We start from the raw sequence: 26628 nt of genomic DNA, 5'->3' as shown, positions 1-26628 counted from the left end.
GTTCATGATAGTCAAGGCACCGGCGGCTGTCGCGGCGCAGCTCCCGCCCCCTGGCCGCATCCGGCTTAGAATCGCGGTTTCCGCCCACCGTCCCCACCGTGCCATGCGTTTGCGCCACATCGAGATTTTCGAAGCGATCCGCCGTACCGGATCCCTGACCGAGGCCGCGGCCGCGCTGCATATCTCGCAACCGGCGGCCAGCAAGCTGCTGGCGCATGCCGAGGCGCAACTGGGCTTCAAGCTGTTCGAGCGCGTGAAGGGCCGGCTCGTCGCCACCCGCGAAGCCGAGATCCTCACGCCCGAGGTCGCGCGCCTGAACCAGGACCTCAACAGCGTGCGCAGGCTGGCCGCCAGCCTGCGCGACCATCCCAACGGCCACCTGCGCGTGGGCTGCGCGCCGGCGCTGGGCCTGGGACTGCTACCCGGCGTGGTGCGCGACAGCCGCGCGGCGCAGCCTGGCATCACCTTCGACATCCACACGCATCACAGCAGCGAGCTGGTGCAGGGGCTGCTGACGCGGGAACTGGACCTGGCCATCACCTTCGACACCAACGACTATCCGGGCCTGACCCGCATGGGGCTGGGCCACACCGAACTGGTGCACCTGAGTCGCAAGCCCGGCACGGGTCCGCTGCCGTTGGCGGAGCTGACGTCCATGGCGGGCGATACGCTGATCGTGCTGGACGCGGCCGACGCGTCCGGCGCGCTGTTGCAGATGGCGCTGGACGCGCAGGGCCTGGATCCGCAGGTCGCCATCCAGGTACAGACCCACTACGTGGCCTGCGCGCTGGTCGACGCGGGCTGCGGCGACGCCATCGTGGACGCGATCACCGGGCAGGCGATGCTGCGCCCCGGCATGAACCTGCGCCGGCTGGACCCCGCGTTGCGCGTGCCGATCAGCATCATGGTGCGCAACCAGGATCCGCTTTCCGCGCTGCACCGCGACCTCATCGAGCGCCTGCGCGCCGCTTGCGAGGCGCTGCAGGCCGGACTCGACGCCGCGGCCTGACGCAGGGCTTGCGCACAAAACACGACGGGCGCCCGAAGGCGCCCGTCATCATTTGCAGACGGGGGCAGGCAGCGCCCGCCCCGTGCGACATCAGTCCAGCTTGATGTTCTGCTTCTTCACGACGTCCTTCGCCCAGTCATACTGCTCTTTGATTTCCTTGGCGAATTCTTCCGGCGTATTGCCCGACGGCGCCGAGCCCTGATCGTCCAGCGCCTTGATGACCTTGGGGTCCTTCAGGGCCACGACGGCAGCGTCGCGCAGCTTGTTCACGACTTCCATCGGGGTGCCCTTGGGCGCCAGCAGACCGTACCAGACCGGCTGGTTCAGCACCGGGAAGCCGGCGTCTTTGAACGTCGGCACGTCCTTGATGGCCTCGATGTTGGTCGGCCACGCGATGGCCATGGCGCGCAGCTTGCCCGCCTGGATTTGCGGCATCGACGAGGGCAGGTTGTCGAACAGGATTTCGATCTGGCCGCCGACGGCGTCAGCCACGGCCGGGCCCGAACCCTTGTACGGCACGTGCACGATGTCCGTGCCAGTCGCCATCTTGAACGATTCGCCCATCAGGTGCAGCACGCCGCAGGTGCCCGAACTGCCGTAGGAGTACTTGCCCGGATTCTTCTTCAGTTCTTCCAGGAAGCCCTTGAAGTCCTTGGCGGGGAACTTCGGGTTCACGGCCACCACATTGGCGGTGTTGGCGAAGTTGGTGACCGGCTGGAAATCCTTGATCGGATCGTAGGGCAGGTCGTTGGGACGGCAAGCCGGGTTCACGGCCATCGTCGACACGGTGGCGATGGAGAGCGTGTAGCCGTCGGCATCGGCGCGCGCGGCTTCGGATGCGCCGATGGCGCCGCCAGCGCCGCCCTTGTTTTCCACAACCATGGGTTGGCCCAGTTCCTGGCTCATGCGCTGCGTCACCAGGCGCGCGATGATGTCGGTGGAACCGCCGGGCGCGAACGGAACAATGACGCGGATCGGCTTGCTCGGGTACTTGTCGGCAGCGAGGGCGGCGGAGGCGCCGAGGGTGCCGGCAGCGCCGGTGGCCAGGGCGATCGCCACAGCCAGGGAGCGGACTTTATTCATAGGTGTGTTTCCTCCAATATGCGAGCCCGTGTGTATACGGACCGTTGTGTGATGCGCCTGCCTGTGGACAGGTCCGCAATTAACGGTGGTGGACGCATGCTCTGTGCGCAGGGAGAGCACTTTTTATAGGTTGCTTGTGGCACACGCGCCCGCCAGAATGACGGAGAATAGCAGCAAATACTTACAGACGCATAGCGCAGCGATCCCCGTCTGACGCGCATCAAATACGTACTTGTCCATGTCGGTAGCCCTTCTGGTTTTCCCTGATTTCATGCTGGTTGCGCTGGGTTGGGCGCTGCGTCACAAACTGAATTTCTCCCGCGAATTCTTCGCCGGCACCGAGCGGCTGGTCTACTTCGTCCTGCTCCCCGCGCTGCTGTTCCAGTCCATCCTGCGCACCCCCATCACCGTCGGCAACGCCGCTGTGCTGCTGCAGGCCTCCGCGGCCATCATCGCGGCCGGCGTCGCGCTGACGTGGCTGGCGCGCTGGGTGCTGCGGCCATCCTCGCTGAGCCTGGCTTCGTCCGCGCAATGCGGCTACCGCTTCAACACCTATCTGGGCCTGGCGCTGTCGGCCAGCCTGGGCGGCGCCCAAGGCCAGACGGTTATGGCGCTGATCGTCGGCTTCGCCGTGCCCATGGCCAACATGGCCGCGGTCTACGGCCTGGCCCGCCATAGCGGCGGCAACCTGCTGCGCGAACTGGCCCGCAATCCCTTGGTCATTTCCACGTTGGCCGGCCTGGCCTGCAACCTTGCCGGCCTGCACCTGCCGGGCCCGCTGGACACGGCTCTCGCGCGGCTGGGCGCGGCGGCCATCGCGCTGGGCATCATCTGCGTGGGCGCCAGCCTCTCCTGGGAGGGCGGCAAGGGCCATGGCGCGCTGATCGCCTGGATGCTCGCGGTCAAGCTGGCGGCGCTGCCCGCCGTGGCCCTGCTGGTGGCGCATGTGCTGGCGCTGCCGCCGCTGGAATCGCAGATGCTGCTGCTGTTCGCGGCCCTGCCCACCGCGTCCGCGGCCTATGTGCTGGCCATGCGCATGGGTGGCGACGGCCGCATGGTGGCGGTGCTGATATCGCTGGGCACGCTGTTGTCGGCGCTGACGATACCGCTGTGGCTGATGCTGACCGGCACCGGTTAAACGGCGTTGCGCCACCCATGAAAAAGACCGCCGCAGCGGTCTTTGTTCATACGCCGCGCGATCTTCTTTACGAGGACTTGTGCGCGTTGGTCATGGATGCCGGCACCACCCATTCGGCGAACTGCGCTTCGGTCACATAGCCCAGCGCCAGCGCCGATTCCTTCAGCGACAGGCCTTCCTTGTGCGCCTTCTTGGCGATCTGCGCGGCCTTGTCGTAGCCGATATGCGGATTCAGCGCCGTCACCAGCATCAGCGAACGGTCGACCAGTTCGGCGATGCGCTCGAGATTGGGCTCGATGCCCGCGGCGCAATGCTCGTTGAAGCTGGCCATGCCGTCGGTCAGGAGACGCACCGATTGCAGGAAGTTGTGGATCACCAGCGGCTTGAACACGTTGAGTTCGAAATTGCCGCTGGCGCCGCCGATATTGATGGCCACGTCGTTGCCCAGCACCTGCGCGGCCAGCATCGTGATGGCTTCGCATTGGGTCGGGTTGACCTTGCCCGGCATGATAGAGCTGCCCGGCTCGTTCTCGGGGATGCTGATCTCGCCCAGACCGGAGCGCGGGCCGCTGGACAGCCAGCGCACGTCGTTGGCGATCTTCATCAGGCCGGCGGCCAGCGACTTCAGCGCGCCATGCGCGAACAGCAGCGCTTCGTGCGAGGCCAGACCCTGGAACTTGTTGGGCGCCGACACGAAGGCGGTGCCCGTGGCATGCGCCAGTTCCGCCGAGACCTTGGCGCTGAACTGCGGATGCGCATTCAGGCCCGTGCCCACCGCCGTGCCGCCGATGGCCAGCTGGTGCAGGCCCGGCAAGGTGGCGCGGATCTGCTGCTCGGCCAAGTCCAGCTGGGCCACATAGCCCGACAGTTCCTGGCCCAGGGTCAGGGGCGTGGCGTCCTGCAGGTGGGTGCGGCCGATCTTGACGATGTCATAGAACTCGGCGCTCTTGGCCGCCAGCGTCGCGCGCAGGGCCTTCAGCGAGGGCAGCAGATGATGTTCGACCTGAACCGCGGCCGCCACGTGCATGGCGGTCGGGAAGGTGTCGTTGGACGACTGCCCGCGGTTGACGTGGTCGTTCGGGTGAACCTTGCGCTCTTCGCCGCGCACGCCGCCCAGCAGTTCCGAGGCGCGGTTGGCCAGCACCTCGTTCATGTTCATATTGCTTTGCGTGCCCGACCCGGTCTGCCAGACCGACAGCGGGAACTCATTGGGCCACTTGCCGGCGATCACTTCATCGGCGGCGCGGACGATGCCGTCGGCGATCTTCGGATCCAACTCGCCCAGGTCGGCATTGACCTTGGCGGCCGCGCGCTTGAGCCGCGCCATCGCCTCGACCAGCGGAACCGGCATCTTTTCGGTGGAAATCGCGAAAAAATGCAGCGAACGCTGGGTCTGGGCGCCCCAGAGGTGATCTTCCGGGACTTCGATGGGACCAAACGTGTCTTTTTCAATGCGGGTCTTCATGGCGCGTGCTACTCCGTGGCGACGTCGGTTTCGGCTGGCGGCGGCGCGCCAGTCGCGAGAAAGTTGAGAATGACAATCAATTCTAGGTTAGCAGAAACCCGCATTCCTATAATTGCGCAAACATCCGTGCTTCCTCCACCGTTTTTACCACTCGCCCCGCGCCATGTCCGCCCCTCTTTGCAGCCTGAACTTGCACCTGCCCGACGAAGCCGCCACGGAATCGCTGGCGCGGCAGCTCGCGCCCCTGGTTTCCGGCGGCCAGACCGGTCCGGCCGGGGGACACATACACCTCCAGGGAGACCTGGGCGCGGGGAAAACAGCCTTCACGCGGGCCCTGTTGCGGGAATGCGGCATCACCGGCCGGATCAAAAGTCCAAGCTACGCGCTGCTTGAATCCTATAAAGTTTCTAACTTATACTTCTATCATCTTGATTTTTATAGATTTAGTGATTCGCGCGAATGGTTGGACGCAGGATTCCGGGATTTACTGCGTGACGAAGCGGTCGTTTTGATCGAATGGCCGGAGCGGGCGGGGGGCCTTTTGCCCCCTCCCGACCTGCTGATTTCCCTAGCCTATGCAGGCGAAGGACGCGACGCCACCCTGACCGCGTACACCGCTCGAGGACAAACATGGTTGAACGCGATTGTCCCCCCGCCCCAGTCGGCGCCCTCCCCTCGGCAGGCGCCACCCGGCGCCGCCTGATCAGCGTCGCCGCCACTCTGCTCGTCTTGCCGGTCCTGCCGCGCCTGGCGCAGGCGGCAACGATCCTGGCCGTGCGCACCTGGCCGGCCGATGAATACACCCGCGTCACGCTGGAGCTCGACAGCGAGCTCAAGGCCGAACAGTTCACGCTCGAAAATCCCCACCGCCTGGTGGTGGACATTGAGGGACTGACCATCAGCGCGGCGCTGAACGACCTGGTTTCCAAGGTCCGGCCGGACGACCCCTACATCCAGAGCCTGCGGGTGGCGCAGAACCGCCCCAACGTGGTGCGTCTGGTGTTCGACCTGAAGCAGCCCGTGGCGCCCCAGGTGTTCACGCTCAAGCCGGTGGCCGACTACCAGTACCGCCTGGTGCTGGACCTGTATCCGAAGATCGCCCAGGATCCGCTGATCGCGATCCTGAACAAGCAGAGCGGCCCCGACGTGGACGACCCGCTGGCGCGCATCCTGGAAGACATCCAGCGCAACCCGGTGGCCCGCGCCGATCCGCCCGAACCGCCGCGCGTGCGCGGCCAGCAGCCGGCTCCCCCGCTGCCCACCGCGCCCAAGCCCCCGCCCGCCACCGCCAGCCGCGGCAAGCAGCGCATGCTGACCATCGCGCTGGACCCCGGCCACGGCGGCGAGGACCCGGGCGCCATCGGCAGCAGCGGCCTGCGCGAGAAAGACGTGGTGCTGCGCATCGCCCGGCGCCTGAAGGCGCTGATCGACAGCCAGCCCTACATGCGCGCCTACCTCACGCGCGACGACGATTACTTCGTGCCGCTGCACGTGCGCGTGCAGAAAGCGCGCCGCGTGCATGCCGACCTGTTCATCTCCATCCACGCGGACGCCTGGGTCAAGCCCTCGGCCAACGGCTCGTCGGTGTTCGCGCTGTCGCAGCGCGGCGCCACCAGCGCCCAGGCGCGCTGGATGGCGGACAAGGAAAACGCGGCCGACCTGATCGGCGGCGTCAACCTCGGCAGCCACGACCGCCAGGTGGCCAAGGTGCTGCTGGACCTGTCCACCACCGCGCAGATCAACGATTCGCTCAAGGTCGGCAACGCCTTCCTGGACGAAATCAAGAAGATCAACCGCCTGCACAAGAACAGCGTCGAACAGGCCGGCTTCGCCGTGCTGAAGGCGCCGGACATTCCCTCGGTGCTGGTCGAGACCGCCTTCATCAGCAACCCGCAGGAAGAAGCCCTGCTGCGCAGCACATCGCACCAGGACAAGCTGGCGCAGGCCATGATGACGGGCATCCAGCGCTACTTCACCGCCAATCCGCCGCTGGCGCGGCTGGGCGACGTGAGCTGACGCAGCGGCAGCCGGACGCATGAACAAAGGGCGTTGCGCTTTACGGCGCAACGCCCTTTTACTTGCCTGTTACTGGAGCGGCGGCGCGCGCCGCCGCTCTCTCAGGCGCCGCGCCTGGCCTTGATCAGCTTGAACACGCCCGCCCCGATCACCGGCACGATGGCGGCGGCCAGGCCCAGCAGCACGATGGTATTCAGGTGTTCGCGCACCAGCGGGATATTGCCGAAGAAATAACCCGCGGCCACCAGGCTCACCACCCACAGCAGCGCGCCCAGGATATTGAACAGCTGGAAGCGCGACAGCGGCATGTCGGCCACGCCCGCGACGAAAGGCGCGAAGGTGCGCACCACGGGGATGAAGCGCGACATCACGATGGTCTTGCCGCCGTGCTTCTCATAGAACGCGTGCGTGCGCATCAACGCGCCACGGTCCAGGAAGCGCAGGTTCATCGAAAACACGCGCGGCCCGATATAGCGTCCGATGGCGTAGTTCAGCGTATTGCCGGTGATGGCCGCAACGATCAGCAGTCCCCCCATCAGGAACGGGTCGATGTGCCCGGTGGCGCCGAACGCGCCCGCGATGAACAGCAGCGAATCCCCCGGCAGGAACGGCAACACGACCAGCCCGGTCTCGGCGAAAACGATCAGGAACAGCACCAGGTACACCCACACGCCGTACTGCGCGACCCAGACGCCCAGCGTCTTGTCGATGTGGAGCACCATATTGAAAAATTCGAGCATTGAAGCAACCCTGCCAGCGGAATGGGATATCAGTCCGCGACTATAGCCCACCCGCCCATGACGCTAAAATCATCCACATAGCCATACCTGAACGCCAGCCACATGACCGAACGCCGCTCCATTCTTGCGCTTCCCGACCTGCTGATCAGCCAGATCGCCGCCGGCGAGGTGATCGAACGGCCGGCGTCCGTGCTCAAGGAAATCCTTGAAAACGCCATCGACGCCGGCGGACGCGCCATCGAAGTGCGCCTGGAAGGCGGCGGCATACGCCGCATCGCCGTGACCGATGACGGCGGCGGCATTCCGCCCGAGGAACTGCCGCTGGCGCTGGCGCGCCACGCCACCAGCAAGATCCGCTCCCTGAACGAGCTGGAATCGGTGGCGTCCATGGGGTTCCGCGGCGAAGCCCTGGCCTCCATCGCCTCGGTGGCCCAGGTCACCATCATTTCCCGTACCCGCGACGGCGAGCACGCCTGGCAGATCGATGCCGGCAGCATGCAGGTCAGTCCCGCGTCCGGCCCGCCGGGCACCACCGTCGACGTGCGCCAGCTGTTCGACGCCGTGCCGGCACGCCGCAAGTTCCTGCGTTCCGAAGCCACCGAATTCGGCCATTGCGTCGACGCCATGGAGCGCATCGCGCTGGCGCACCCGCAGATCGCCTTCCGCCTGTTCCACCATGACCGCGCGCAGCGCCAATGGCTGCCCGCCGAACCGCCGCAGCGCATCCGCGACGTGCTGGGCGCGGAGTTCGCCGAGCACGGCCTGCTGCTGTCGCACTCGGTCGGCACGGTCAGCCTGGCGGGCATGATCACGCGCCCCACCGCGGCCCGCGCGCGCGCGGACCGCCAGTATCTCTACGTCAACGGCCGCTACGTGCGCGACCGCACCGTCAGCCATGCCCTGCGCGCCGCCTACGCGGACGTGCTGCACGGCGATCGCCAGCCCGCCTACGTGCTGTTCCTGGACATCGACCCGGCCGCCGTGGACGTGAACGTGCACCCGGCCAAGCACGAGGTCCGCTTCCGCGACAGCGGCGCGGTGCATCGGTTCGTTTCCCACGCGGTCGGCCAGACGCTGGCGCAGACCGGCGGCGCGTCCGCCGTTGTAGCTCCGGCGCAGAACGACGACGCCGACGACGCCGGCTTCGAAACCGTGGCGCGGCCTGCTCCAGCAGCAGCGGGCGCCGCCCCGCAGACCGCACCCTATGCGCCCGCCAGCCCCATGACGGACACGCCCAGGCCCGCCTACAACGGCGGCGGCTCATCGTCGTCCTACGGCTTGCGGCCCTCGCCCGCGCCGCAGCGCACACACACCCAGGTCCCGTTCCGCCTGCATGCCGAACCCGCCGGCATCCCGGCCGCCGACTGGCAATCGCTCTACCGGCCGCTCGACGACGACTCGGCCGCCAAGACGGCGCCGCTGCGCGAACCCGCGCCCGCTCCCGCCACCGCCCTGCCCGCCGACGAGGAACATCCGCTGGGCATGGCGCTGGCGCAGCTGCACGGCATCTACATCCTGGCGCAGACGCGCCGCGGCATCGTGCTGGTGGACATGCACGCCGCGCATGAGCGGGTGGTCTACGAACAGCTCAAGCACGCCCTGGACGCGCGCAGCCTGCCGCGCCAGGACCTGCTGGTGCCCGTGGTGTTCCACGCCCAGGAAAAGGACGTGGCGCTGGTCGAGGAATTCGAAGAGCAATTGAACGAACTCGGCTTCGAAATGCGTCCGTCCGGCCCCACCTCGATCGCCGTGCGCTCCGTGCCGGCCATCCTGGCCCGCGGCGACATCGAAACGCTGGCCCGCGCCGTGCTGCGCGATCTCGGCGCGGTGGGCGTTTCCCGCTTGCTGACCGAACAGCGCAATGAACTGCTGTCCACCATGGCCTGCCACGGCTCCGTGCGCGCCAACCGCAAGCTCACCATCGAAGAGATGAACGGCCTGCTGCGCCAGATGGAAGCCACCGAACGCGCCGACCAGTGCAACCACGGCCGCCCGACCTGGATCCAGTGGTCGGTGTCCGACCTGGACAAGCTCTTCCTGCGCGGGCAATAAGTTTGTCGCCGTCCTCCTCCCCCAACGCGGCGCCGCTGGTGATCTGCCTGGCCGGCCCCACCGCGGCCGGCAAAAGCGCCTCCACCCTGGCGCTGGCCGAACGCTGGCCGCTGGAAATCGTCAACGTCGATTCGGCCACGATCTATCGCGGCATGGACATCGGTACGGCCAAGCCCTCGCCAGAAGAACAGGCGCTGGTGCCGCAGCATCTGCTGGACATCCTCGATCCCATCCAGTCGTACTCCGCCGCCGACTTCGTCGCCGATGCGCTGCGCCTGATCGACGAGATCCGCGCACGCGGGCGCATCCCGCTGCTGGCGGGCGGCACCATGATGTACTACAAGGCGCTGCGCGACGGCCTGGACGATCTGCCCCAGGCCGATCCGGCGCTGCGCGCCGAGCTCGAAGCGCGCGCCACCACCCAGGGCTGGCCCGCGCTGCACGCCGAACTGGCGCTGCTGGACCCGCCCACCGCCGCGCGCCTGGCGCCCAACGACAGCCAGCGCATCCAGCGCGCGCTGGAAATCTGCATGCTGTCCGGCCAGCCCATGTCCGCCCTGCTGCTGCGCGGCCAGCGCCCGCGCGCCGACCAGGGCAACCAGTACCTCACCATCAGCCTGGAACCCTCCGACCGCGCCGCCCTGCATGCCCGCATCGAGCAACGCTTCGACGCCATGCTGGACCGCGGCCTGCTCGATGAAGTGCGCGCCCTGCGCGCCCGGGGCGATCTGCACACCGGTCTGCCTTCCGTGCGCTGCGTGGGCTACCGGCAGATGTGGTCCCACCTGGATGGCGAGGTCGACCTGGCCACGGCCCGCGAACAAGGCATCGCCGCCACGCGCCAGCTGGCCAAGCGCCAGATCACCTGGCTGCGCGCGCAACCCGAGCGCGTCATCGTCGACTGCCTGGCGGCGGATGCCGTGGCGCAGACCATAGACGCGATGGCCATCGCCCTGGCGGAACGGGCCTAGCCAGCCGGCAGGCACAAAAAAACCGCGCCGTGGCGCGGTTTTTCGTTGAGCAGACCCAGGCTTACACCACGAAGGTCTGCGCCATGCCTTCCTTCTGCTCGACGATTTCGCCCAGCGTGCTGACGGTCTCGCCCTGCTCGCGCAACGTGGCCGCGATGGCTTCGGCCTGTGCCGGATCCACCACCAGCACCATGCCGATGCCGCAGTTGAAGACGCGATACATCTCGGTGTCCTCGACCTGGCCCTGCTGTTGCAGCCACTGGAACAGCTTGGGCATTTCCCAGTTGGCGCGGTGCAGTTGGGCCGACAGGCCGGGCTGCAGGATGCGCGGCACGTTGTCCAGCAGGCCGCCGCCGGTGATGTGGGCCAGGCCCTTGATGGCTGCGCCGTGCTTGGCCAGCGCGGCCAGCACCTGCTTCACGTAAATGCGGGTCGGCGCCATGACCACGTCGACCAGCGGCTGGCCGTGGAAATCGTCGTCGGGCTTGGCGTTGGCGCGTTCGAGGATCTTGCGCAGCAGCGAATAGCCGTTGGAGTGCGCGCCGCTGGAAGCCAGGCCCAGCACCACGTCGCCCGTCTTGATCGACTGGCCGGTGATGATGGCGGACTTTTCGACCGCGCCCACCGCGAAACCGGCCAGGTCGTACTCGCCGTCCGGGTACATGCCCGGCATTTCGGCGGTTTCACCGCCGATCAGCGCGCAGCCCGACAGCTCGCAGCCCTTGGCGATGCCGCCCACCACCGCGGCCGCCGTATCCACCGACAGCTTGCCGCAGCCGAAATAGTCCAGGAAGAACAGCGGTTCCGCGCCTTGCACCAGGATGTCGTTGACGCTCATGGCGACCAGGTCGATACCCACGGTGTCGTGGCGGTTCCAGTCGAACGCCAGGCGCAGCTTGGTGCCCACGCCGTCGGTACCCGAGACCAGCACGGGTTCCTTGTACGACTTCGGCACTTCGAACAGGCCGCCAAAGCCGCCGATACCGGCCAGCACCCCGGGACGCATGGTGCGCGCCGCAAGCGGTTTGATACGGTCGACCAGGGCGTCGCCTGCGTCGATGTCGACACCGGCATCGCGGTAGGTCAGAGGGGCGGTAGGTTGATTCGTCATGAGAAATGCCGTGGGGTATGTAACAATTGCTGGGATTTGGGTGGAACGCCCTGCATTTTACGATGTTGCGGGCGCAAGCAGGGATCGTCCCCGCCGCGGCGCCGTGAAAGCGGTTCGGACCGGAACGAACCCAGGTGCGCCCGGCCAGGCCGGCAAGAAGGGCGGAATCGGCGCAAACCCAAGCCAGTCCAGGGCCCTGGACGCGACACCGTAACCCGAGGTGGTTTAAAGTGTAGGGTTGGCCGGTATTGATTTTGCCAGTGTATGAGGTTTTGACCCGGAGGTTTTGACCCGGAGGTTTCGACCCCAAGGTTTTGACCCCAAGGGTTTTAACGACTCCACAGGCGTCGGGCCCGGCCAGCCTGTCTTGATTTGCTGTATTGACCCATAGCTGTATTGACCAGTACTACCCGCCTCGTTTCGGCACCCTGTAAGCTTCCATGAACCGCCAGCTGCTGCTCGACGTTCTCCCCGCGCCAGCGCCATCGCTGAACAACTATATCGCCGGCCCCAACGGGGAAGCGCTGGCGGCGGTGCGCGCGCTGATTCCGGGCCGCGCCCTGTACATCTGGGGCGCCGCGGGCTGCGGCCGCACCCATCTGCTGCGCGCGCTGACCGCCCGCCCCGACGCCGTCTATATCGACGCCGAAACGGGCGAAAACATGCTGCGCCGCCTGGCCGAAGCCGATTCCAAGTCGCCCATGCCCAAGTTCGTCGCGGTTGACGACGTGCACCGCATGAACGACAGCCGCCAGGCCGCCCTGTTCGCGCTCTACAACCGCTGGCGCGAATCCGCCGCCACCGGTCGCGCCTTCGCCCTGGCGCTGGCGGGCGACCGCGCCCCGCTGTCGATGCCGCTGCGCGAGGACCTGCGCACGCGCCTGGGCTGGGACCTGGTGTTCCGCCTGGACCCACTGTCCGACGCCGACAAGCTGGCCGCCCTGTCGGCCCAGGCGGCCGAGCGCGGCATGCACCTGGCGCCCGAAATCATCAACTGGATGCTCACGCACCACGAGCGCGACATCCGCAAGCTGGCGGAGCTGATCGACGCGCTGGACCGTTATTCCCTGGCCACCGGCCGTCCCATCACCCTGCCTCTGTTGCGGGCCATGCTCGCAGACCCTGATTCACAACGCACATGACCTCCCGACGTCTCGCCCTGTTCGACCTGGATCACACCCTGTTGCCGCTGGATAGCGACTACCAATGGGCCGACTATCTGGCACGCACGGGCCGCGCCGGGGATCCCGCCGAAGCCCGCCGCCAGAACGACGATCTGATGGATCGCTACAACCGCGGCGAACTCACCGCCGAGCAGGCCGCCGAGTTCATGCTCGGACTGCTGGCCGCGCACACGCCCTATGACCTGGCGGCCTGGCACGAAGCCTTCATGGAAGAAGTGATCCGCCCGTCCATGACGCCCGCCGCGCGCGACCTGGTGCAATCGCACCTGGAAGCCGGCGACCTGTGCGCGGTGGTCACGGCCACCAACAGCTTCGTCACCGCCCCCATCGCACGCGCCTTCGGCGTGCCCCACCTCGTGGCCACCGACGCGGAATACCTGCGCGGGCGCTACACCGGCCGCATCCTGGGCACGCCCAGCTTCAAGGAAGGCAAGGTGGTGCGCGTCAACGACTGGCTGGCCGGCATGGGATTGGGGCTTGCGGATTTTTCGGAATCGTTTTTCTATAGCGATTCGGTCAACGATGTACCGCTGCTGGAAAAAGTGACCCGTCCGATCGCCGCCAACCCCAGCCCCACCCTGCGCGGCATCGCCCAGGAACGCGGCTGGCAAGTGATCGACTTGTTCGACCACATGGAAGATTCGAAGTCCTAAATGATCACTGAAACCATAAAAAAATTCGTCGGCCGACTGTTCGCGCCGGCGCCCCGGGGGCCGTTGCGCATCACGCGCGACAAACACGGCATCGACCGCCGCAACGTCTCGCGCCACGCGATCAAGGTCTGCGAGGTGCTGCGCCAGCATGGCTATGACGCCTACATCGTCGGCGGCGCCGTGCGTGACCTGATCGTGGGCCTGGAGCCCAAGGACTTCGACGTGGCCACCAACGCCACGCCCGAGCAGATCCGCCCGCTGTTCCGCCGCGCCCGCATCATCGGCCGCCGCTTCCAGCTGGTGCACGTGGTCTTCGGCCAGGAAATCATCGAAACCTCCACCTTCCGCGCGCCCGCCTCGGAAGACCAGGAGACCGACGAGCACGGCCGCATCCTGCGCGACAACGTGTTCGGCTCGCACGAAGAAGACGCGGCGCGCCGCGACTTCACCATGAACGCGCTCTATTACGACCCGCACAACGAGGAAGTCATCGACTTCCACAACGGCGTGGCCGACCTCAAGAAGCGCCAGGTCCGCATCATCGGCGACCCGGCCAGGCGCTATCGCGAAGACCCGGTCCGCATGCTGCGCGCCGTGCGCTTCGCCGCCAAGCTCAACGGCACGATAGACCCGGCCACGCGCCAGCCCATCAGCACCATGGCCGAGCTCATCGACAACGTGCCGGCCTCGCGCCTGTTCGACGAAATGCTCAAGCTGCTGACCTGCGGCCATGCCATGGACTGCCTGCGCCAGCTGCGCGCCGACGGCCTGCACAAGGGCCTCCTGCCCCTGCTGGACGTGGTGCTGGAGCAGCCCGGCGGCGAACATTTCGTGGAGTTGGCGCTGGAACGCACCGACGCGCGCGTGCGCTCCGGCAAGACCATCAGCCCCAGCTTCCTGTTCGCCGCGCTGCTATGGCAGCAGGTCGAGGCGCGCTGGAAGCAGCTGCGGGCGCAGGGCGAACACACCATTCCCGCGCTGTCGCAGGCCGCCGATTCAGTGCTGGACGAACAGACAGAAAAGCTCGCCATCCAGCGCCGCTTCTCGTCGGACATGCGCGAGATCTGGTTCATGCAGCCGCGTTTCGAACGCCGCATGGGCAAGACCATCTACCGCATGATCGAGCAGCCGCGCTTCCGCGCCGCCTGCGATTTCCTGCAGTTGCGCGCCGCCGCCGGCGAATTCGACAGCGTGCTGGCGCAATGGTGGATGGACCTGGCCAACGCCGACGACGTCACCCGCAGCGAGATGATCGAAGAAGTGGCCCGCCAGCCGCGCGAAGCCGGCGATGCGCCGGCCGCCGCCCCGCGCAAGCGCCGCCGCCCGCGCCGTTCGCCGTCGCGCGGCACGCCGAGCGCCGACTGAGCCATGTCCACAGCCCTCGTCCGCGCCTATGTCGGTCTGGGCGCCAACCTGGGCGACGGCGCAGCGACCCTGCGCCGCGTCCTGGCCGAACTGCGGGAAACCGACGGCATCGTGGCGGTGACAGCATCGCCGTTCTATCGCACCGCGCCGGTGGAAGCCTCTGGACCGGATTTCACCAATGCCGTGGCAGCGCTGGACACGCGCCTGGCGCCGCTGGCCCTGCTGGACGCGTTGCAGGCGCTGGAAAATCTGCATGGCCGCGAGCGGCCCTACAAGAACGCGCCGCGCACGCTGGACCTGGACCTGCTGCTGTACGGCGACACCGCGCTGGACCACGAACGGCTGGTCCTGCCGCATCCCCGCATGCACCTGCGCGCCTTCGTGCTGATGCCCCTGCGCGACCTGGCTCCCGGGCTGTCGCTGCAAGGCAAGCCCATCGGCGACTGGATCGGCGCGATCCACGACCAGCCGATAGCACGCATCGCGGACTGAGCGCCCGCTACGCCTTCGGCGCGTAGGCCATCATCGCGCGCTCCACGTCCTCGACCTGCGGCAGGCCCGCTTCATTGCCCAGATGCTGGATCTTATGGGACGAGGCGGCGCGCGCGAACGTGAAGTGCTCCACCCAGGGCAACTCCGGACGGTTCAGATAGGACCAGACGTAGGCGCCGTGGAACACGTCCCCGGCCCCCGAGGTATCGACGATGCTGGCGGCCGGCACCTCCAGCGCGGGCAGCACCGCCACTGTCCCCGCTTCGTCGTACCAGAGCATGCCGCGCTCGCCCATGGTCACGGCGCCTATGCGGCAGCCGCGGGCCTTCAGCAGATCCAGCAGCCCCTGCGGCGTGAGCCCCAACTGTTCGCACATGCGCTCCGCGCAGACCGCCACGTCGATATAGCGCAGCAATTCATCGGTGTTCTCGCGCACGCCCCCGCCATCCAGCGAGGTCAGCACGCCCGCCTGCCTGCAGGCCTGCGCGTAATGCAGGGCTGCGTCCGGTTGATGGCCGTCCAGGTGCAGGGCGCGATAGCCGCCGATGTCCAGCCTGGGAAAATCGTTGAGGTAGTCCACGTCGCGCGCGCGCACGATGGCGCGCTTGCCGTGATTGGGCATGATGAAGGACAGGGACGACCGGCCCACCTTGCGCGCATGCAGCGAGACCCCGTGCGCCGCCGCCATGTCCGTGTACATGTGGCCCAGCCAATCCGAAGCCAGCGAGCAGATCAGATCGGGCGGCGTGCCCAGCCGCGCGCAGGCAAACGCCGCCGTCACCGCATTGCCGCCGAAAGACACGGCGTAGTCGCGCGCCACGCTTTTTTCATCGCCCGTGGGCCACTCGTCCGCCAGCACGGTGACGTCGATATAAGTATGTCCGATGAAGAGCGCTTCGCTCATAGACCTGCCGGAAAGAAGTGATCGGAACCGGCCTAGAAACCGGTGGTTTCGCCCGCCTGCGCCAGCACCAGCCGCGCGCGCGCGATGACGGGCGCGTCGACCATCTTGCCGTCCAGCATGAAGGTGCCGGCCGAGGTGTCGCGGTGCGTGGCGATGACGCGGCGCGCCCATGCCAGTTCCTGCGCCGCAGGCACGAAGGCCGCATGGATCACCGGCACCTGCGTGGGATGGATGCACAGCATGCCGCCGAACCCCATCTGCTGCGCGCGAGCCGCGGCGTGCGCCAGCCCCGACTGATCCTGGACGCCCGGGAATACGCCGTCCAGGGCCGGCGCCAGGCCGGCCGCGCGGCTGTGCAGCAGCACCTGCACGCGCGCCTGGTCCAGCACCGTCTCCGCGCCCGGCGTATCGGGTGTCAATCCCAAGTCCAGGCCGTAATCCAGGCTGCCGAACGCCAGGCGCTCGACCCCGGGGGTGGCGGCGACTTCAGCAACATTGAGTATGCCCTGGGCGCTTTCCAGGATGGGAATCACGCGCAGCCCCGCCTGGACCACGTGGCGCACCTGCGCCAGGCTTTCGGCCTTGGGCAGCAGCACGCCGGCCACCCCGGGCTTGCCGCGGCAGGCCTTGAGGTCGTCGTCGTGCCAGGAGGTAGAGGCATCGTTGATCCGCACCCACAGCCGCGCGCCGGGATTCGTCCCCAGGAAATCGCACAGCGCTTCCCGCGCGGAGGCCTTGGCCAGATGCTCCACCGCATCTTCCAGATCGACAATGACGGCGTCGGCCCCGGCCGCCAGCGCCTTGGGAATGCGCTCGGGGCGCGAAGCCGGCACGAACAGCGCGCTACGGACAACGGGATGCGTCACACGACCTCCGATGCATGGAACTGCGCCACCTGATCGGGCGCGTATCCCAATGATGCTAGCACCGCATCGGTGTTTTGGCCCACCGCGGGCACCGCCGCCATACGCGGCGCGAAGGCGTTGCTGCTGGCCGGGGGCAGCAGCGCGGGCAGAACGCCTGCGGGGCTGTCGACCTGGCTCCAGCGGCCGCGGGCCTGTAGCTGCGGGTGCGCCCAGACGCCAGCCATGTCGTTGACGCGAGCGTTGGCGATCTGCGCGTCTTCCAGCCGCTGCGTCACCTGTTCGATGGACAAGTCGGCGAACGCAGCCACGATCAGCGCGCGCAAGTCATCGCGGTTGGCGGTACGCAGCGAATTGGAGATGAAGCGCGGGTCTTCCGCCAGTTCCGCCTGGCGCAGCACCTGGGCGCAGAACACGCGCCACTCGCGCTCGTTCTGCAGGCCCAGCATGATGGTGGCGCCGTCGCCCACGGGGAACGGGCCGTAGGGATAGATGGACGCGTGCGCCGCGCCCGCGCGCACAGGCGGCGTGCCGCCCTCGAACGCGTAATACATGGGGAATCCCATCCACTCGACCATGCTTTCCAGCATGGAGACGTCCAGGCGGCTGCCCAGGCCCGTTTTCTGCCGTAGCAGCAAGGCGTTCAGGATCGCGGAATAGGCGTACATGCCGGCGGAGATGTCGGCGATGGAACAGCCGGCCTTGACCGGATCGTCCTTGGTACCGGTCACCGACAGGAAGCCACTTTCGCTCTGGATCAGCAGGTCGTAGGCCTTCTTGTCCTGGTAGGGCCCGCCCTCGCCGTAGCCCGAGATGTCGCAGACGATCAGGCGCGGGTACTTTTTGTGCAGGGCATCAAAAGACAGGCCCAGGCGCGCGGCGGCGCCTGGCGCCAGATTCTGCACCAGCACGTCGGCCGTCTCCAGCAGGCGCTCCATCACGCCGCCCGCCTCCTCGCGCTTGAGGTCCAGCGTCAGGCTTTCCTTGGACCGGTTGGTCCAGACGAAATGCGAGGACAGGCCGCGCACGCGCTCGTCGTAGCCGCGGGCGAAGTCGCCGCCACCGGGGCGTTCGATCTTGATGACGCGCGCGCCCATGTCCGCCAGCTGGCGGGTGCAGAACGGCGCGGCAATGGCGTGTTCCAGGCTGACGACGGTGATGCCGTCCAGGGGACGGGGGGCCTCGATGCTCATTCGGTAAACCTCAGTTCAGCTTGGTGGGCCAGCGTGCCGTCCTGCTCGGCCCAGAGCTGGGCCACGCCCGGTTCGGTCAAGCGGCCAGCCACCTGGAAGGGCGTGGGCGCAATCAGCGGACGCAGGCCGCGATACGCCAGATGGGTCAGGCGCGCCTGCGGGTGGGCCCGGGTAAAGGCGGCGACCATCTCCGTGGCGATCAGCGGACCGTGCACCACCAGCCCGGGATAGCCCTCGGTCCCGGTCACGTAGGGATGGTCGTAATGGATGCGATGGCCGTTGAAGGTCACCGCCGAATAGCGGAACAGCAGCACCGGCGACGGCTCGACGGTATCGCGCCATTGGGCCTGCGGCGCGGGCTCGCTGCCGCTGAGCTTGGGCGGGGTCGGCTGACGGTAGACGATGTCCTGTTCTTCGTGGATGGCCACTACGCCTTCCTGGCGGAACTCATGCCGCACCGTCACGAACAGCAGCGCGCCGGTGCGCCCCGCTTTTTCCTTGACGTCGATCACGGTGGACTCGCGTTCCGCGGGCACGCCAACCTTCAGCGGCTGGCGGAACTCCACCCGGCCGCCCGCCCACATGCGGTTGCGGTCCTGGGCCGGCGGCAGGAAGCCGCCGCGCGCCGGATGGCCATCCGTCCCCAGCCCGTCCATGTCCACCGTGGAGATGAAGAACGCCCATTGCCACAGCGGCGGCAAGGCATCGCCCTGGGCCGGCGCGGGGCCGCCCAGGGTGGCCGCGATGCGCGCGGCATGGCCGGGGTCCATGGCGTCCGTCTTGCGTTCACCGCTGCCGATCCATGCGGCCGGATCTGTAGATGTCATGCCGATATCCTCTGCTGGGGTTTTTCCAGACTGAAGCATGCCCGCAAGCCGTCCCGCTTGTGAATTCGTTTTTGCTCAAGGCGGGGTTTGCGCCGCCTGAATCGGGCGTCCGCCTCCCGGCCCGCCGCCGCGCGCCGTAATATATGGCCCATGCACTTCGACCTCGCCGACCTACGCCTGTTCATCCACATCGCCGAATCCCCCAGCCTGACCCAGGCGGCCAAGCGGGCGCACCTGTCCCTGGCGGCCGTCAGCGTGCGCATCAAGGCGCTGGAGAACCAGCTCAATACCCGCCTGCTGTACCGCGACAGCCGTGGCGTGGAAATCACGCCTGCGGGCCAGAAGCTGCTGCAGCACGCGCGAGTCATCATGCGCCAGGTGGACCACCTGAAACATGACTTCCAGGAACAGGCCGACGGCGACGCCGGCCACATCCGCATCTTCGCCAACACCACGGCGGTCACGGAGTTCATGCCGGATATCCTGGCGCAATTCCTGTCCGCCCACCCCGGCGTCACCGTGGACCTGCAGGAACGCCTGACCCGCGATATCGTGCGCGGCGTGCTGGACGGCACCACCGACCTGGGCATCGTGGCCGGCCCGGTGGACGCCCCCGATCTGCAGACCATCCACTTCAGCACCGACAAGCTGGTGCTGGTGGTGCCCAACGGCCATCCGCTGCAGGACCAGGAAAAGATCAAGCTGGCCGAGGCCGTGCGCTATCCCTTCATCACCATGCACGAAGGCTCCACCCTGGTCGCCTTCCTGCGCGACCAGCTGGACCAGGTCGGCCAGCGCCTGCCCCAGCGCATCCAGCTCTACAGCTTCGATTCCATCTGCCGGATGGTGCAGGCAGGCGTCGGCATTGGCGTCATCCCCGACTCCGCGGCGCGGCGCTATGGCGCCGACATGAAGCTGCGCGTGGTCGAGCTGGACGAACCCTGGGTGGTGCGCGAACGCAAGTTGCTGGTGCGCGACATCGACGCCCTGCCGGGCTGCGCGCGCGAACTCATCGAACAGATTCAGGCGCCGCGGGCGCCCTGAAGGCCGCCCGCAAGCCTCAGGTGCCGGTGAATGCCGGCGGGCGCTTTTGCGCGAACGCCCGCATGCCTTCCAGGTAGTCGTCGGTGTAGCCCAGTTCGCGCTGCAAGCGGCATTCGAGATCGAACTGCTGCGCCAGCGTATTGCCGCTGGAAGCGTGCAGCGCGGCCTTGGTGGCCGCATAGGCGCGGCTAGGACCGGCCGCCAGCGTATCGTTGACTTCCGCCACCGTCGCCGCCAGTGCCTCGTCCGGCACCACGCGCCAGATCAGTCCCCATGCTTCCGCCTGCCGGGCGCTGAGCGCTTCGCCAAACAGCGCCGCGCCCATGGCCCGGGCGGAGCCCACCAGGCGCGGCAGGAACCAGGTGCCGCCGGCATCCGGCAGCAAACCGATCTTGCTGAAGGCCTGGATGAAGCGCGCCGACTCCACCGCGAACACCACGTCGCAAGCCAGCGCCAGGCTGGCGCCCGCCCCCGCCGCGACGCCGTTCATCACGCACACCACCGGCACGGGCAAGGCGCGCAGCCGGGTGATCAGGGGCCGATAGCATTTTTCCAGGATCAGGCTCAGATCGCGGCGTTCGCCGTCCTCGGCCGGCTTGCGCTCGCCGAGATCCTGGCCCGCGCAAAAACCCCGTCCCGCGCCGGTGATGATCAGGCCGCGCAGGCCGCCGTCGGACTCCATCACGTCCAGCGCTCGCGCCAGTTCGGCATGCATCACTTCCGTAAAGCTATTCAACCGGTCGGGCCGGTTCAGGATGATGACGCCCACGCCCCGTTCCAGCGTGAAGCGGATCTGGGTATAGCCGCCGTCGGCCTGGGTCGCCGCCGCGCTCATGCCAGTTCCTCCAGCACGGCCAGTTGCTCGGCGGTATCGCCCAGCAACTGGTCCACCACGGTAAGCCGCTTGAAGTAGTCGCCCACGTCCAGTTCGTCGGTCATGCCCATGCCGCCATGCAGCTGCACCGCCATCTGCGCCACCAGGCGTCCGGCGCGCGCGGCCTCCAGCTTGGCCGACGCGATCATGCGGCGGCGCTGGGCAGCGTCGGTTTCGGTCAGGGCCGCCACCGCCACATAGGCCATGGACAAAGCCAGCTCCTTGGCCACCAGCATCTCCGCCAGACGATGCTGCAAGGCCTGAAACGAGGCCAGCGGCTGGCCGAACTGCTTGCGCGCCTTGAGATAGTCGACGGTGATCTCCAGCAGCCGCTCCATCGCGCCCGCCGCATGCGCGCACAGCGCGGCCGTGCCCCACTGCAGCGCCTGGGCCAGGGCCTCGTCCGCGGCGGCGCCCTCGGCCAGCAAGGCGTCGGGCGGCAGGCTGACCGCCTTCAGATCCAGCCGGGCGCAGCGCGCGCCGTCCAGCGTGGGCGTATCGGTGAGCTGCACACCCGCCGTGCCGGCCGGCACCGCCAGCAGCAAGGACTGGCCATCATCGCCGCGCGCGCTGACCAGCCATGCCGTGGCCGCGGCGCCGTGCCAGACCAGATGCTTGACGCCGTCCAGGCGCCAGCCTTCGGCGGTCTTGGCGGCGCGGCAATCGCGCGGATCGGCGTCATAGCGGCGGCCGGGTTCCTGGTACGCCACGCTGACGATGGCGTCGCCCGAGGCGATGGCCGGCAGCCACAGGCCGCGCGCCTCGCCGCCGCAGGCGTCCAGCAGCGCCGCGCCCATGACCGCGCTGGGGATGACCGGCTCGGACACCAGCCCGCGGCCCAGTTCCACATGCACCGGCAGCAGGCTGGCCGGCACTTCGCCGAACCCGCCGAAATCCTGCGGAATGGTCAGGCCCAGCACGCCCAGCTCCGCCAGCGCGGCCCACGCGTCGGCATCCAGCTTGCCCGCAGCCTGGCGGGCGCGGCGGCGCGCGTGCGTCCATTCCTGGTCCACCAGGCGCCGCAGGCTGTCGGCCAGCATGCGCTGTTCTTCGGTATAGATGAAATCCATGCGTCGTATTCCTGTCGGGTTGCGCGAGACCGGGCCTACAGGCCCAGCACCAGGCGGGCGATGATGCCCTTCTGCACTTCGGTGGTGCCGCCGTAGATCGAGGTCTTGCGCATATCGGCATAGCCCGCGCCGGCCGCAGCCGCCATTTCCGGTCCCGGGCCGCCGTAGCCGTTGCCGGCCTCCAGCCAATCGGGGTCGTAGGGCCAGGCGTCCGGCCCCGCCACCTCCATCTGCAACATGGCCAGGTCCTGCTGGATCTCGGAGCCGCGGATCTTCAGCACCGAGGCTTCCGGCCCCGGCGTGCCGTCGTTGCTGGACGCCACGCGCAGCAGCAGCATTTCCAGCGCCATGATGTCGACCTCGATGCGCGAAATGCGGTCGCGGAACCGGCTGTCCGACAGCAGCGGCTTGCCGCGGGAACTCGCGTCGGCAGCCATGCGCTTGAGGATGCCCAGCTCACGGTGACAATGGCCCAGGCCCGCGATGCCGGTGCGTTCATGGCCCAGCAGGTACTTGGCATAAGTCCAGCCCTGGTTCTCCACGCCCACCAGATTGGCCGCCGGCACGCGCACGTTTTCCAGCCAGACCTCGTTCACGTCGTGTCCGCCGTCCAGCGTACGGATGGGACGCACGGTCACGCCCGGCGTACGCATGTCCAGCAGCAGCATCGAAATACCGCGCTGCGCGCGGGCCTCGGGATCGGTGCGGACCAGGCAGAACATCCAGTCGGCGTACTGCGCCAGCGTGGTCCAGGTCTTCTGGCCGTTGACGATGTAATCGTCGCCATCGCGCACCGCGCGGGTCGAGAGCGAGGCAAGATCGGACCCCGAGCCCGGCTCGGAGTAGCCCTGGCACCACCAGTCCTCGACGCGGATGATGCGCGGCAGGAGGCTGGCCTGCTGCTCGGCGCTGCCGTACTTCATCAGGACCGGGCCGATCATGGACAAGCCGAAGGGCAACAGGCGCGGTGCGCCGGCCTTGAAGCATTCCACCTCGAAAATCAGCCGCTGCAAGGCGTTCCAGCCGGTGCCGCCATGTTCGACGGGCCAGTTCGGCGCGCCCCAGCCCTGGTCGGCCAGGATGTTGTGCCAGCGCACATAGTCGTCGCGCTCCAGCCGCTGGTGCCGCAGCACCTTGTCGCGGATGTCCTGCGGCAGCTTGTCCGTGGCGAAGGCGCGCACTTCTTCGCGGAATAGCCGCTCTTGCGGCGTCCAGGTCAGATTCATGGTCGGGCTCCTTTTCCGTTATCTAGCCACGGCCCGGCGCACCGGACAATCTGCCTCTTCCGAAGACGGGCTTCGCGCTGGACATAGGGCGCCCCACTACGGGCCGGCAGAAGGCCAGCTTCAGCAATGAAGAATGGCCGAACCCGCCGCCAGTGCCGACACTTGCAAGCGTCATCCACTGGAACCCGTAGGCATCATGACCGTTCCCGATCACCAGGCTGCCGCGCCGCAAGGCGTCGAAGCGCAGTACCGCCAGGCGCTGGACCAAGGCCGCTTCCTCATCCAGCATTGCGCCGGCTGTGACCGCGCGGTGTTCTATCCCCGCATGATCTGCCCCCATTGCGGCGCGGACAAGCTCGCCTGGGCCACGCCCGACGGGCGCGGCGAGGTCTATTCCACCACCGTGGTGCGCCGCAAGCCCGAGGCGGGCGGCGACTACAACGTGGCGCTGATCGACCTGCGGGAAGGCGTCAGGCTGATGAGCCGGGTCGAGGGCGTGGCGCCAGACGCCGTGCATATCGGCATGCAGGTGCGCGCGCAGGTAACACAGCAGGCCGGTCACGGCCTGGTGGTCTTCATTCCCAACAAGGAGGCGCCATGACGCTGAACGATCTGCGCGGCGCCGTGGCGGTAGCGGGCGTCGGCCACGCGGGCCTGGGTCAGGCCACGGGCTACACCGAAATGGAAATCCTGGTGCAGGCCGCGCAGCGCGCGGTCGCGGACGCCGGCCTCAGCATGCGCGACATCGACGGCATCTGCACCGCCAGCGTGGCCGCGCCCATGTGGGCCATGCCGGTGATCGAACATCTGGGCATCCGTCCGACATTCATCGACAGCACCATGCTGGGCGGCAGCAGCTTCGTGGCGCACCTGCTGCCGGCGCTGCATGCGCTGGCCTCCGGCCAGTGCAACGCGGTGCTGGTCTGCTACGGCAGCACGCAGCGCACCTCCACCTTGAGCCGCGCCGAGATCGGCCGGGTCCGCAAGCAGTTCGATCCGCAGCCCTACGAAACGCCTTACGAACCGCTGAGCCCGCTGTCGTCCTATGCCTTGGCCGCCGCGCGCCACATGCATCAGTACGGCACGCGCCGCGAGCACCTGGCGCAGGTGGCACTGGCCGCCAACCAATGGGCCCAGCTGAACCCCGAAGCGCAATTGCGCGAGCCCGCCACGCTGGAGCAGATCCTCTCGGCCCGCATGGTGTCCGACCCGCTCAGCGTGCGCGACTGCTGCCTGGTCACCGACGGCGCGGGCGCCTACGTGCTGGTGCGCGCCGAGCGCGCCCGCGACCTGCCGCGCCCGCCGGTCTACGTGCTGGGCAACGCCACCGCGGTCTGGAACCGCCAGATCTCGTCCATGGAAGACCTGACCGTGACCGCCGCCGCCGAGTCCGGCCAGCGGGCCTTCGAGATGGCGGGCGTGGCGCCCAAGGACATCGACGTGGTGGAGCTGTACGACGCCTTCACCATCAACACCCTGCTGTTCCTGGAAGACCTGGGCTTCTGCGCCAAGGGCGAAAGCAAGGATTTCATCGCCGGCGGCGCCATCGCTCCGGGTGGCACGCTGCCGGTCAACACCAACGGCGGCGGGCTGTGCTGCGTGCATCCCGGCATGTACGGCGTCTTCATCATGATCGAGGCCGTCCGCCAACTGCGCCGCGAATGCGGCGCGCGCCAGGTCGCCGATGCTCACCTGGCCCTGGTGCACGGCAACGGCGGCACCCTGTCCAGCCAATCCACCGCCATCCTGGGCACCCAGGCCACGCTTTGAACGACGCAACCATGTCCCCGGCAGCCCCTCTTACCCGCATCCATCAATTGCTGGCGCAACAAGCCGGCCTGCGGCCTGACGCCACCTTCCTGCACGAGGAAGGCGGCGGCAAGCTGAGCTACGCGCAGTTCTGGCGCCGCGTGCAAGCCGCGGCCGCCTGGCTGGAAAGCCAGGGCGTGCGTCCCGGACACCGCGTGCTGATCGCGGGTGAAAACTGCGCGGCCATGATCGCCACGTTGTTTGCCTGCAGCTTGACGGGCGCCTGGCCGGTGGGTGTCAATGCGCGCCTGTCCACGCGCGAGATCGACGCCATCCGCAGCCATGCGCAGCCTGAACTGCTGCTCTACACCAGCGGCATCTCGCCCGCCGCCGCGGCTCACGCCGAGCACGCGGGCGCCGCTGACGCCGATCCGGACGTCTGGGGACCAGGCGTGCAGGCTGCCAAGGCGGACGGCCCCACGCAGGCCGAGAGCGGCGATACGGCCACGGAAGTGGCCACCGTGATCTACACGTCCGGCACCACGGGCGCGCCCAAGGGCGTCCTGGTGCCGCATCGCGGCCTATTGCATTTCGCCCGCGTCTCCGCGGCCTCGCGCCGCCTGACGCCGCAGGACATCGGCTACGCCGCGCTGCCCATGTCGCACATCTTCGGCATCGCCACCGTGCTGATGGCCACGGTGCATGCCGGCGCCAGCCTGGTGCTGCGCAGCCGCTTCGACGCCGCGGACGCCTTCAAGGCCCTGGCTCATCCCGGCGTCAGCATCCTCCAGGGCGTGCCCACCATGTTCAGCCGCATGATGGCCGTGGCGCCGCCGCGCGCGGAGCTGCGGGCGCCGGCCCTGCGCTATCTGTACACGGGCGGCGCCGCATTGGACCCCACGCTCAAGCGCGCCGCCGAGCGCTATTTCGGCGTCGCCATGCACCACGGCTACGGCATCACCGAATACGCGGGCTCCATGTTCGTCACCCGCATCGATGCGCCGCGCGACGACTGCTCGGCCGGCCATGCGGTCGAAGGCGTGGAAATGCGCATCGGCAACCCCGACAGCGGCACGCCCGCGCCCGGCGAGCGCGGCGACATCCTGATCCGCGGCCCGGGCGTCATGCTGGGCTACTACCGCAATCCTGAACAGACCGCGCAGGCGCTGCTGCCCGGCGGCTGGCTCAACACCGGCGACATCGGCTACGTCGACGAGCACGGCGCGCTGTATATCGCGGGCCGCTCCAAGGACCTGATCATCCGCTCCGGCTTCAACGTCTATCCGCTGGAAGTCGAATCCGTCATCAACGCCTTCCCCGGCGTGCGCCTGTCGGCCGTGGTGGGCCGCGCCACCGCCGACCAGAACGAGGAAGTCATCGCCTTCGTCGAGCCCCTGCCCGGCGCCACGGTGGACACCAACCTGCTGATGCTGCATCTGCGCGCACAACTGGCGCCGTACAAACGGCCCGCCCGCATCATCCCCATCGACACCATTCCCACGACCGTCAGCGGCAAGATCCTCAAGCAACCGCTGAAAGAAAGGCTGGCGTAGCCGCGGCCCCGCTGTTCCGCTGCACGACCCGCCACTTACCCACAAG

The 26628-nt window shown here is 67.9% G+C and carries 25 protein-coding genes; 14 read left to right on the top strand and 11 right to left on the bottom strand.

The window, feature by feature from the left end; all coding sequences use genetic code 11:
• The first annotated feature begins 103 nt into the window (after window positions 1–103).
• Window positions 104–1009 carry a LysR family transcriptional regulator gene (locus AC3WOB_RS20560; protein WP_013391652.1) on the top strand — a complete coding sequence of 302 codons (906 nt, stop codon included), beginning with the start codon at window positions 104–106 and terminating at the stop codon, window positions 1007–1009.
• A 90-nt stretch (window positions 1010–1099) separates the two neighbouring features.
• On the opposite strand, the gene AC3WOB_RS20555 is transcribed toward AC3WOB_RS20560, so the two are convergent.
• Window positions 1100–2092 (bottom strand): tripartite tricarboxylate transporter substrate binding protein BugE, encoded by a 993-nt coding sequence (locus tag AC3WOB_RS20555; RefSeq protein WP_492276029.1) that lies wholly within the window; start codon window positions 2090–2092, stop codon window positions 1100–1102.
• 238 nt (window positions 2093–2330) lie between these two features.
• Between AC3WOB_RS20555 and AC3WOB_RS20550 the strand changes: the two genes are divergently transcribed.
• Window positions 2331–3230, top strand: coding sequence for an AEC family transporter (locus tag AC3WOB_RS20550; protein ID WP_492276028.1), 900 nt, complete (start codon window positions 2331–2333; stop codon window positions 3228–3230).
• A 67-nt stretch (window positions 3231–3297) separates the two neighbouring features.
• Here the strand turns inward: AC3WOB_RS20550 and fumC are convergent, their stop codons facing one another.
• Window positions 3298–4695: a class II fumarate hydratase gene (fumC, locus tag AC3WOB_RS20545; RefSeq protein ID WP_013391649.1), complete on the bottom strand. Its 1398-nt coding sequence runs from the start codon at window positions 4693–4695 to the stop codon at window positions 3298–3300.
• Window positions 4696–4858: 163 nt separating this feature from the next.
• Between fumC and tsaE the strand changes: the two genes are divergently transcribed.
• Window positions 4859–5398, top strand: a complete 540-nt coding sequence (gene tsaE, locus AC3WOB_RS20540) for a tRNA (adenosine(37)-N6)-threonylcarbamoyltransferase complex ATPase subunit type 1 TsaE (protein WP_492276027.1) — start codon at window positions 4859–4861, stop codon at window positions 5396–5398.
• The gene (locus tag AC3WOB_RS20535; protein WP_013391647.1) at window positions 5326–6711 is read left to right on the top strand and encodes an N-acetylmuramoyl-L-alanine amidase; all 1386 of its coding nucleotides are present in this window, start codon (window positions 5326–5328) and stop codon (window positions 6709–6711) included. The genes tsaE and AC3WOB_RS20535 overlap by 73 nt, the downstream gene beginning before the upstream one ends.
• 101 nt (window positions 6712–6812) lie before the next feature.
• On the opposite strand, the gene AC3WOB_RS20530 is transcribed toward AC3WOB_RS20535, so the two are convergent.
• The gene (locus AC3WOB_RS20530; RefSeq protein ID WP_013391646.1) at window positions 6813–7451 is read right to left on the bottom strand and encodes a VTT domain-containing protein; all 639 of its coding nucleotides are present in this window, start codon (window positions 7449–7451) and stop codon (window positions 6813–6815) included.
• A gap of 102 nt (window positions 7452–7553) precedes the next feature.
• On the opposite strand from AC3WOB_RS20530, the gene mutL reads away from it, so the two are divergent.
• Window positions 7554–9503: a DNA mismatch repair endonuclease MutL gene (gene mutL, locus AC3WOB_RS20525; RefSeq protein ID WP_492276026.1), complete on the top strand. Its 1950-nt coding sequence runs from the start codon at window positions 7554–7556 to the stop codon at window positions 9501–9503.
• Window positions 9504–9505: 2 nt separating this feature from the next.
• Window positions 9506–10474 (top strand): tRNA (adenosine(37)-N6)-dimethylallyltransferase MiaA, encoded by a 969-nt coding sequence (miaA, locus tag AC3WOB_RS20520; protein ID WP_013391644.1) that lies wholly within the window; start codon window positions 9506–9508, stop codon window positions 10472–10474.
• A gap of 61 nt (window positions 10475–10535) precedes the next feature.
• Here the strand turns inward: miaA and purM are convergent, their stop codons facing one another.
• Complete coding sequence (gene purM, locus AC3WOB_RS20515; protein ID WP_013391643.1) at window positions 10536–11585, bottom strand: phosphoribosylformylglycinamidine cyclo-ligase; 1050 nt, start codon at window positions 11583–11585, stop codon at window positions 10536–10538.
• Between the two features lie 440 nt (window positions 11586–12025).
• On the opposite strand from purM, the gene hda reads away from it, so the two are divergent.
• The 4 genes from hda to AC3WOB_RS20495 are packed head-to-tail and all read left to right on the top strand — an operon-like array spanning window position 12026 to window position 15279.
• Window positions 12026–12727, top strand: coding sequence for a DnaA regulatory inactivator Hda (gene hda / locus AC3WOB_RS20510; protein ID WP_013391642.1), 702 nt, complete (start codon window positions 12026–12028; stop codon window positions 12725–12727).
• Window positions 12724–13422: an HAD family hydrolase gene (locus AC3WOB_RS20505; protein ID WP_013391641.1), complete on the top strand. Its 699-nt coding sequence runs from the start codon at window positions 12724–12726 to the stop codon at window positions 13420–13422. The genes hda and AC3WOB_RS20505 overlap by 4 nt, the downstream gene beginning before the upstream one ends.
• Complete coding sequence (pcnB, locus tag AC3WOB_RS20500) at window positions 13423–14787, top strand: polynucleotide adenylyltransferase PcnB (protein ID WP_492276025.1); 1365 nt, start codon at window positions 13423–13425, stop codon at window positions 14785–14787.
• Between the two features lie 3 nt (window positions 14788–14790).
• On the top strand, window positions 14791–15279 hold the full coding sequence (locus tag AC3WOB_RS20495) for a 2-amino-4-hydroxy-6-hydroxymethyldihydropteridine diphosphokinase (RefSeq protein WP_207473708.1): 489 nt from the start codon (window positions 14791–14793) through the stop codon (window positions 15277–15279).
• 7 nt (window positions 15280–15286) lie between these two features.
• Here AC3WOB_RS20495 and AC3WOB_RS20490 read toward each other — a convergent pair whose 3' ends face one another.
• Genes AC3WOB_RS20490 through AC3WOB_RS20475 form a run of 4 tightly spaced genes read right to left on the bottom strand, consistent with a single transcriptional unit; the run spans window position 15287 to window position 19066 of the window.
• Entirely contained in the window at window positions 15287–16183 is an 897-nt protein-coding gene (locus AC3WOB_RS20490) for a sugar kinase (RefSeq protein WP_492276024.1), read from the bottom strand.
• A 32-nt stretch (window positions 16184–16215) separates the two neighbouring features.
• A complete protein-coding gene (locus AC3WOB_RS20485) occupies window positions 16216–17049 on the bottom strand; it encodes an HpcH/HpaI aldolase/citrate lyase family protein (protein ID WP_013391637.1) in 834 nt (277 codons plus the stop codon).
• Complete coding sequence (locus tag AC3WOB_RS20480; protein WP_013391636.1) at window positions 17046–18239, bottom strand: CaiB/BaiF CoA transferase family protein; 1194 nt, start codon at window positions 18237–18239, stop codon at window positions 17046–17048. Before AC3WOB_RS20480 ends, AC3WOB_RS20485 begins: the two co-directional genes overlap by 4 nt.
• The gene (locus tag AC3WOB_RS20475) at window positions 18236–19066 is read right to left on the bottom strand and encodes an HTD2 family dehydratase (RefSeq protein WP_013391635.1); all 831 of its coding nucleotides are present in this window, start codon (window positions 19064–19066) and stop codon (window positions 18236–18238) included. Before AC3WOB_RS20475 ends, AC3WOB_RS20480 begins: the two co-directional genes overlap by 4 nt.
• Window positions 19067–19216: 150 nt before the next feature.
• Between AC3WOB_RS20475 and AC3WOB_RS20470 the strand changes: the two genes are divergently transcribed.
• Entirely contained in the window at window positions 19217–20110 is an 894-nt protein-coding gene (locus tag AC3WOB_RS20470) for a LysR family transcriptional regulator (protein ID WP_013391634.1), read from the top strand.
• Between the two features lie 16 nt (window positions 20111–20126).
• Here the strand turns inward: AC3WOB_RS20470 and paaG are convergent, their stop codons facing one another.
• The 3 genes from paaG to AC3WOB_RS20455 are packed head-to-tail and all read right to left on the bottom strand — an operon-like array spanning window position 20127 to window position 23280.
• Window positions 20127–20945 (bottom strand): 2-(1,2-epoxy-1,2-dihydrophenyl)acetyl-CoA isomerase PaaG, encoded by an 819-nt coding sequence (paaG, locus tag AC3WOB_RS20465; RefSeq protein ID WP_492276023.1) that lies wholly within the window; start codon window positions 20943–20945, stop codon window positions 20127–20129.
• Window positions 20942–22054, bottom strand: a complete 1113-nt coding sequence (locus AC3WOB_RS20460) for an acyl-CoA dehydrogenase family protein (RefSeq protein ID WP_492276022.1) — start codon at window positions 22052–22054, stop codon at window positions 20942–20944. Before AC3WOB_RS20460 ends, paaG begins: the two co-directional genes overlap by 4 nt.
• A gap of 35 nt (window positions 22055–22089) precedes the next feature.
• Window positions 22090–23280 (bottom strand): acyl-CoA dehydrogenase family protein, encoded by a 1191-nt coding sequence (locus tag AC3WOB_RS20455; RefSeq protein WP_492276021.1) that lies wholly within the window; start codon window positions 23278–23280, stop codon window positions 22090–22092.
• 196 nt (window positions 23281–23476) lie between these two features.
• Between AC3WOB_RS20455 and AC3WOB_RS20450 the strand changes: the two genes are divergently transcribed.
• From AC3WOB_RS20450 to AC3WOB_RS20440, 3 genes are read left to right on the top strand one after another with little or no spacing between them, the layout of a single operon-like run.
• Entirely contained in the window at window positions 23477–23881 is a 405-nt protein-coding gene (locus AC3WOB_RS20450) for a Zn-ribbon domain-containing OB-fold protein (protein ID WP_041654914.1), read from the top strand.
• Window positions 23878–25050, top strand: a complete 1173-nt coding sequence (locus AC3WOB_RS20445) for a thiolase family protein (protein WP_492276020.1) — start codon at window positions 23878–23880, stop codon at window positions 25048–25050. The genes AC3WOB_RS20450 and AC3WOB_RS20445 overlap by 4 nt, the downstream gene beginning before the upstream one ends.
• 11 nt (window positions 25051–25061) lie before the next feature.
• Window positions 25062–26582, top strand: a complete 1521-nt coding sequence (locus AC3WOB_RS20440) for a class I adenylate-forming enzyme family protein (RefSeq protein ID WP_492276019.1) — start codon at window positions 25062–25064, stop codon at window positions 26580–26582.
• Window positions 26583–26628: the final 46 nt, after the last annotated feature.

This window comes from Achromobacter sp. FW305-C-30-7 (genome assembly GCF_058783105.1).
The sequence above is the reverse complement of the archived record's forward strand: the minus strand, read 5'-3'. Positions and strand labels throughout refer to the sequence as shown.

What these genes read in the sequence shown, in the direction of transcription:
- hda (WP_013391642.1), top strand. Translation starts at nt 12,026, where the DNA reads ATGAACCGCCAGCTGCTGCTCGACGTTCTCCCCGCGCCAGCGCCATCG.
- paaG (WP_492276023.1), bottom strand. Translation starts at nt 20,945, where the DNA reads ATGAGCGCGGCGGCGACCCAGGCCGACGGCGGCTATACCCAGATCCGC.
- AC3WOB_RS20495 (WP_207473708.1), top strand. Translation starts at nt 14,791, where the DNA reads ATGTCCACAGCCCTCGTCCGCGCCTATGTCGGTCTGGGCGCCAACCTG.
- AC3WOB_RS20560 (WP_013391652.1), top strand. Translation starts at nt 104, where the DNA reads ATGCGTTTGCGCCACATCGAGATTTTCGAAGCGATCCGCCGTACCGGA.
- AC3WOB_RS20450 (WP_041654914.1), top strand. Translation starts at nt 23,477, where the DNA reads ATGACCGTTCCCGATCACCAGGCTGCCGCGCCGCAAGGCGTCGAAGCG.
- AC3WOB_RS20440 (WP_492276019.1), top strand. Translation starts at nt 25,062, where the DNA reads ATGTCCCCGGCAGCCCCTCTTACCCGCATCCATCAATTGCTGGCGCAA.
- fumC (WP_013391649.1), bottom strand. Translation starts at nt 4,695, where the DNA reads ATGAAGACCCGCATTGAAAAAGACACGTTTGGTCCCATCGAAGTCCCG.
- AC3WOB_RS20505 (WP_013391641.1), top strand. Translation starts at nt 12,724, where the DNA reads ATGACCTCCCGACGTCTCGCCCTGTTCGACCTGGATCACACCCTGTTG.
- AC3WOB_RS20445 (WP_492276020.1), top strand. Translation starts at nt 23,878, where the DNA reads ATGACGCTGAACGATCTGCGCGGCGCCGTGGCGGTAGCGGGCGTCGGC.
- pcnB (WP_492276025.1), top strand. Translation starts at nt 13,423, where the DNA reads ATGATCACTGAAACCATAAAAAAATTCGTCGGCCGACTGTTCGCGCCG.
- AC3WOB_RS20455 (WP_492276021.1), bottom strand. Translation starts at nt 23,280, where the DNA reads ATGAATCTGACCTGGACGCCGCAAGAGCGGCTATTCCGCGAAGAAGTG.
- AC3WOB_RS20490 (WP_492276024.1), bottom strand. Translation starts at nt 16,183, where the DNA reads ATGAGCGAAGCGCTCTTCATCGGACATACTTATATCGACGTCACCGTG.
- AC3WOB_RS20460 (WP_492276022.1), bottom strand. Translation starts at nt 22,054, where the DNA reads ATGGATTTCATCTATACCGAAGAACAGCGCATGCTGGCCGACAGCCTG.
- AC3WOB_RS20470 (WP_013391634.1), top strand. Translation starts at nt 19,217, where the DNA reads ATGCACTTCGACCTCGCCGACCTACGCCTGTTCATCCACATCGCCGAA.
- AC3WOB_RS20480 (WP_013391636.1), bottom strand. Translation starts at nt 18,239, where the DNA reads ATGAGCATCGAGGCCCCCCGTCCCCTGGACGGCATCACCGTCGTCAGC.
- AC3WOB_RS20555 (WP_492276029.1), bottom strand. Translation starts at nt 2,092, where the DNA reads ATGAATAAAGTCCGCTCCCTGGCTGTGGCGATCGCCCTGGCCACCGGC.
- mutL (WP_492276026.1), top strand. Translation starts at nt 7,554, where the DNA reads ATGACCGAACGCCGCTCCATTCTTGCGCTTCCCGACCTGCTGATCAGC.
- AC3WOB_RS20535 (WP_013391647.1), top strand. Translation starts at nt 5,326, where the DNA reads ATGGTTGAACGCGATTGTCCCCCCGCCCCAGTCGGCGCCCTCCCCTCG.
- AC3WOB_RS20475 (WP_013391635.1), bottom strand. Translation starts at nt 19,066, where the DNA reads ATGACATCTACAGATCCGGCCGCATGGATCGGCAGCGGTGAACGCAAG.
- AC3WOB_RS20530 (WP_013391646.1), bottom strand. Translation starts at nt 7,451, where the DNA reads ATGCTCGAATTTTTCAATATGGTGCTCCACATCGACAAGACGCTGGGC.
- tsaE (WP_492276027.1), top strand. Translation starts at nt 4,859, where the DNA reads ATGTCCGCCCCTCTTTGCAGCCTGAACTTGCACCTGCCCGACGAAGCC.
- AC3WOB_RS20550 (WP_492276028.1), top strand. Translation starts at nt 2,331, where the DNA reads ATGTCGGTAGCCCTTCTGGTTTTCCCTGATTTCATGCTGGTTGCGCTG.
- purM (WP_013391643.1), bottom strand. Translation starts at nt 11,585, where the DNA reads ATGACGAATCAACCTACCGCCCCTCTGACCTACCGCGATGCCGGTGTC.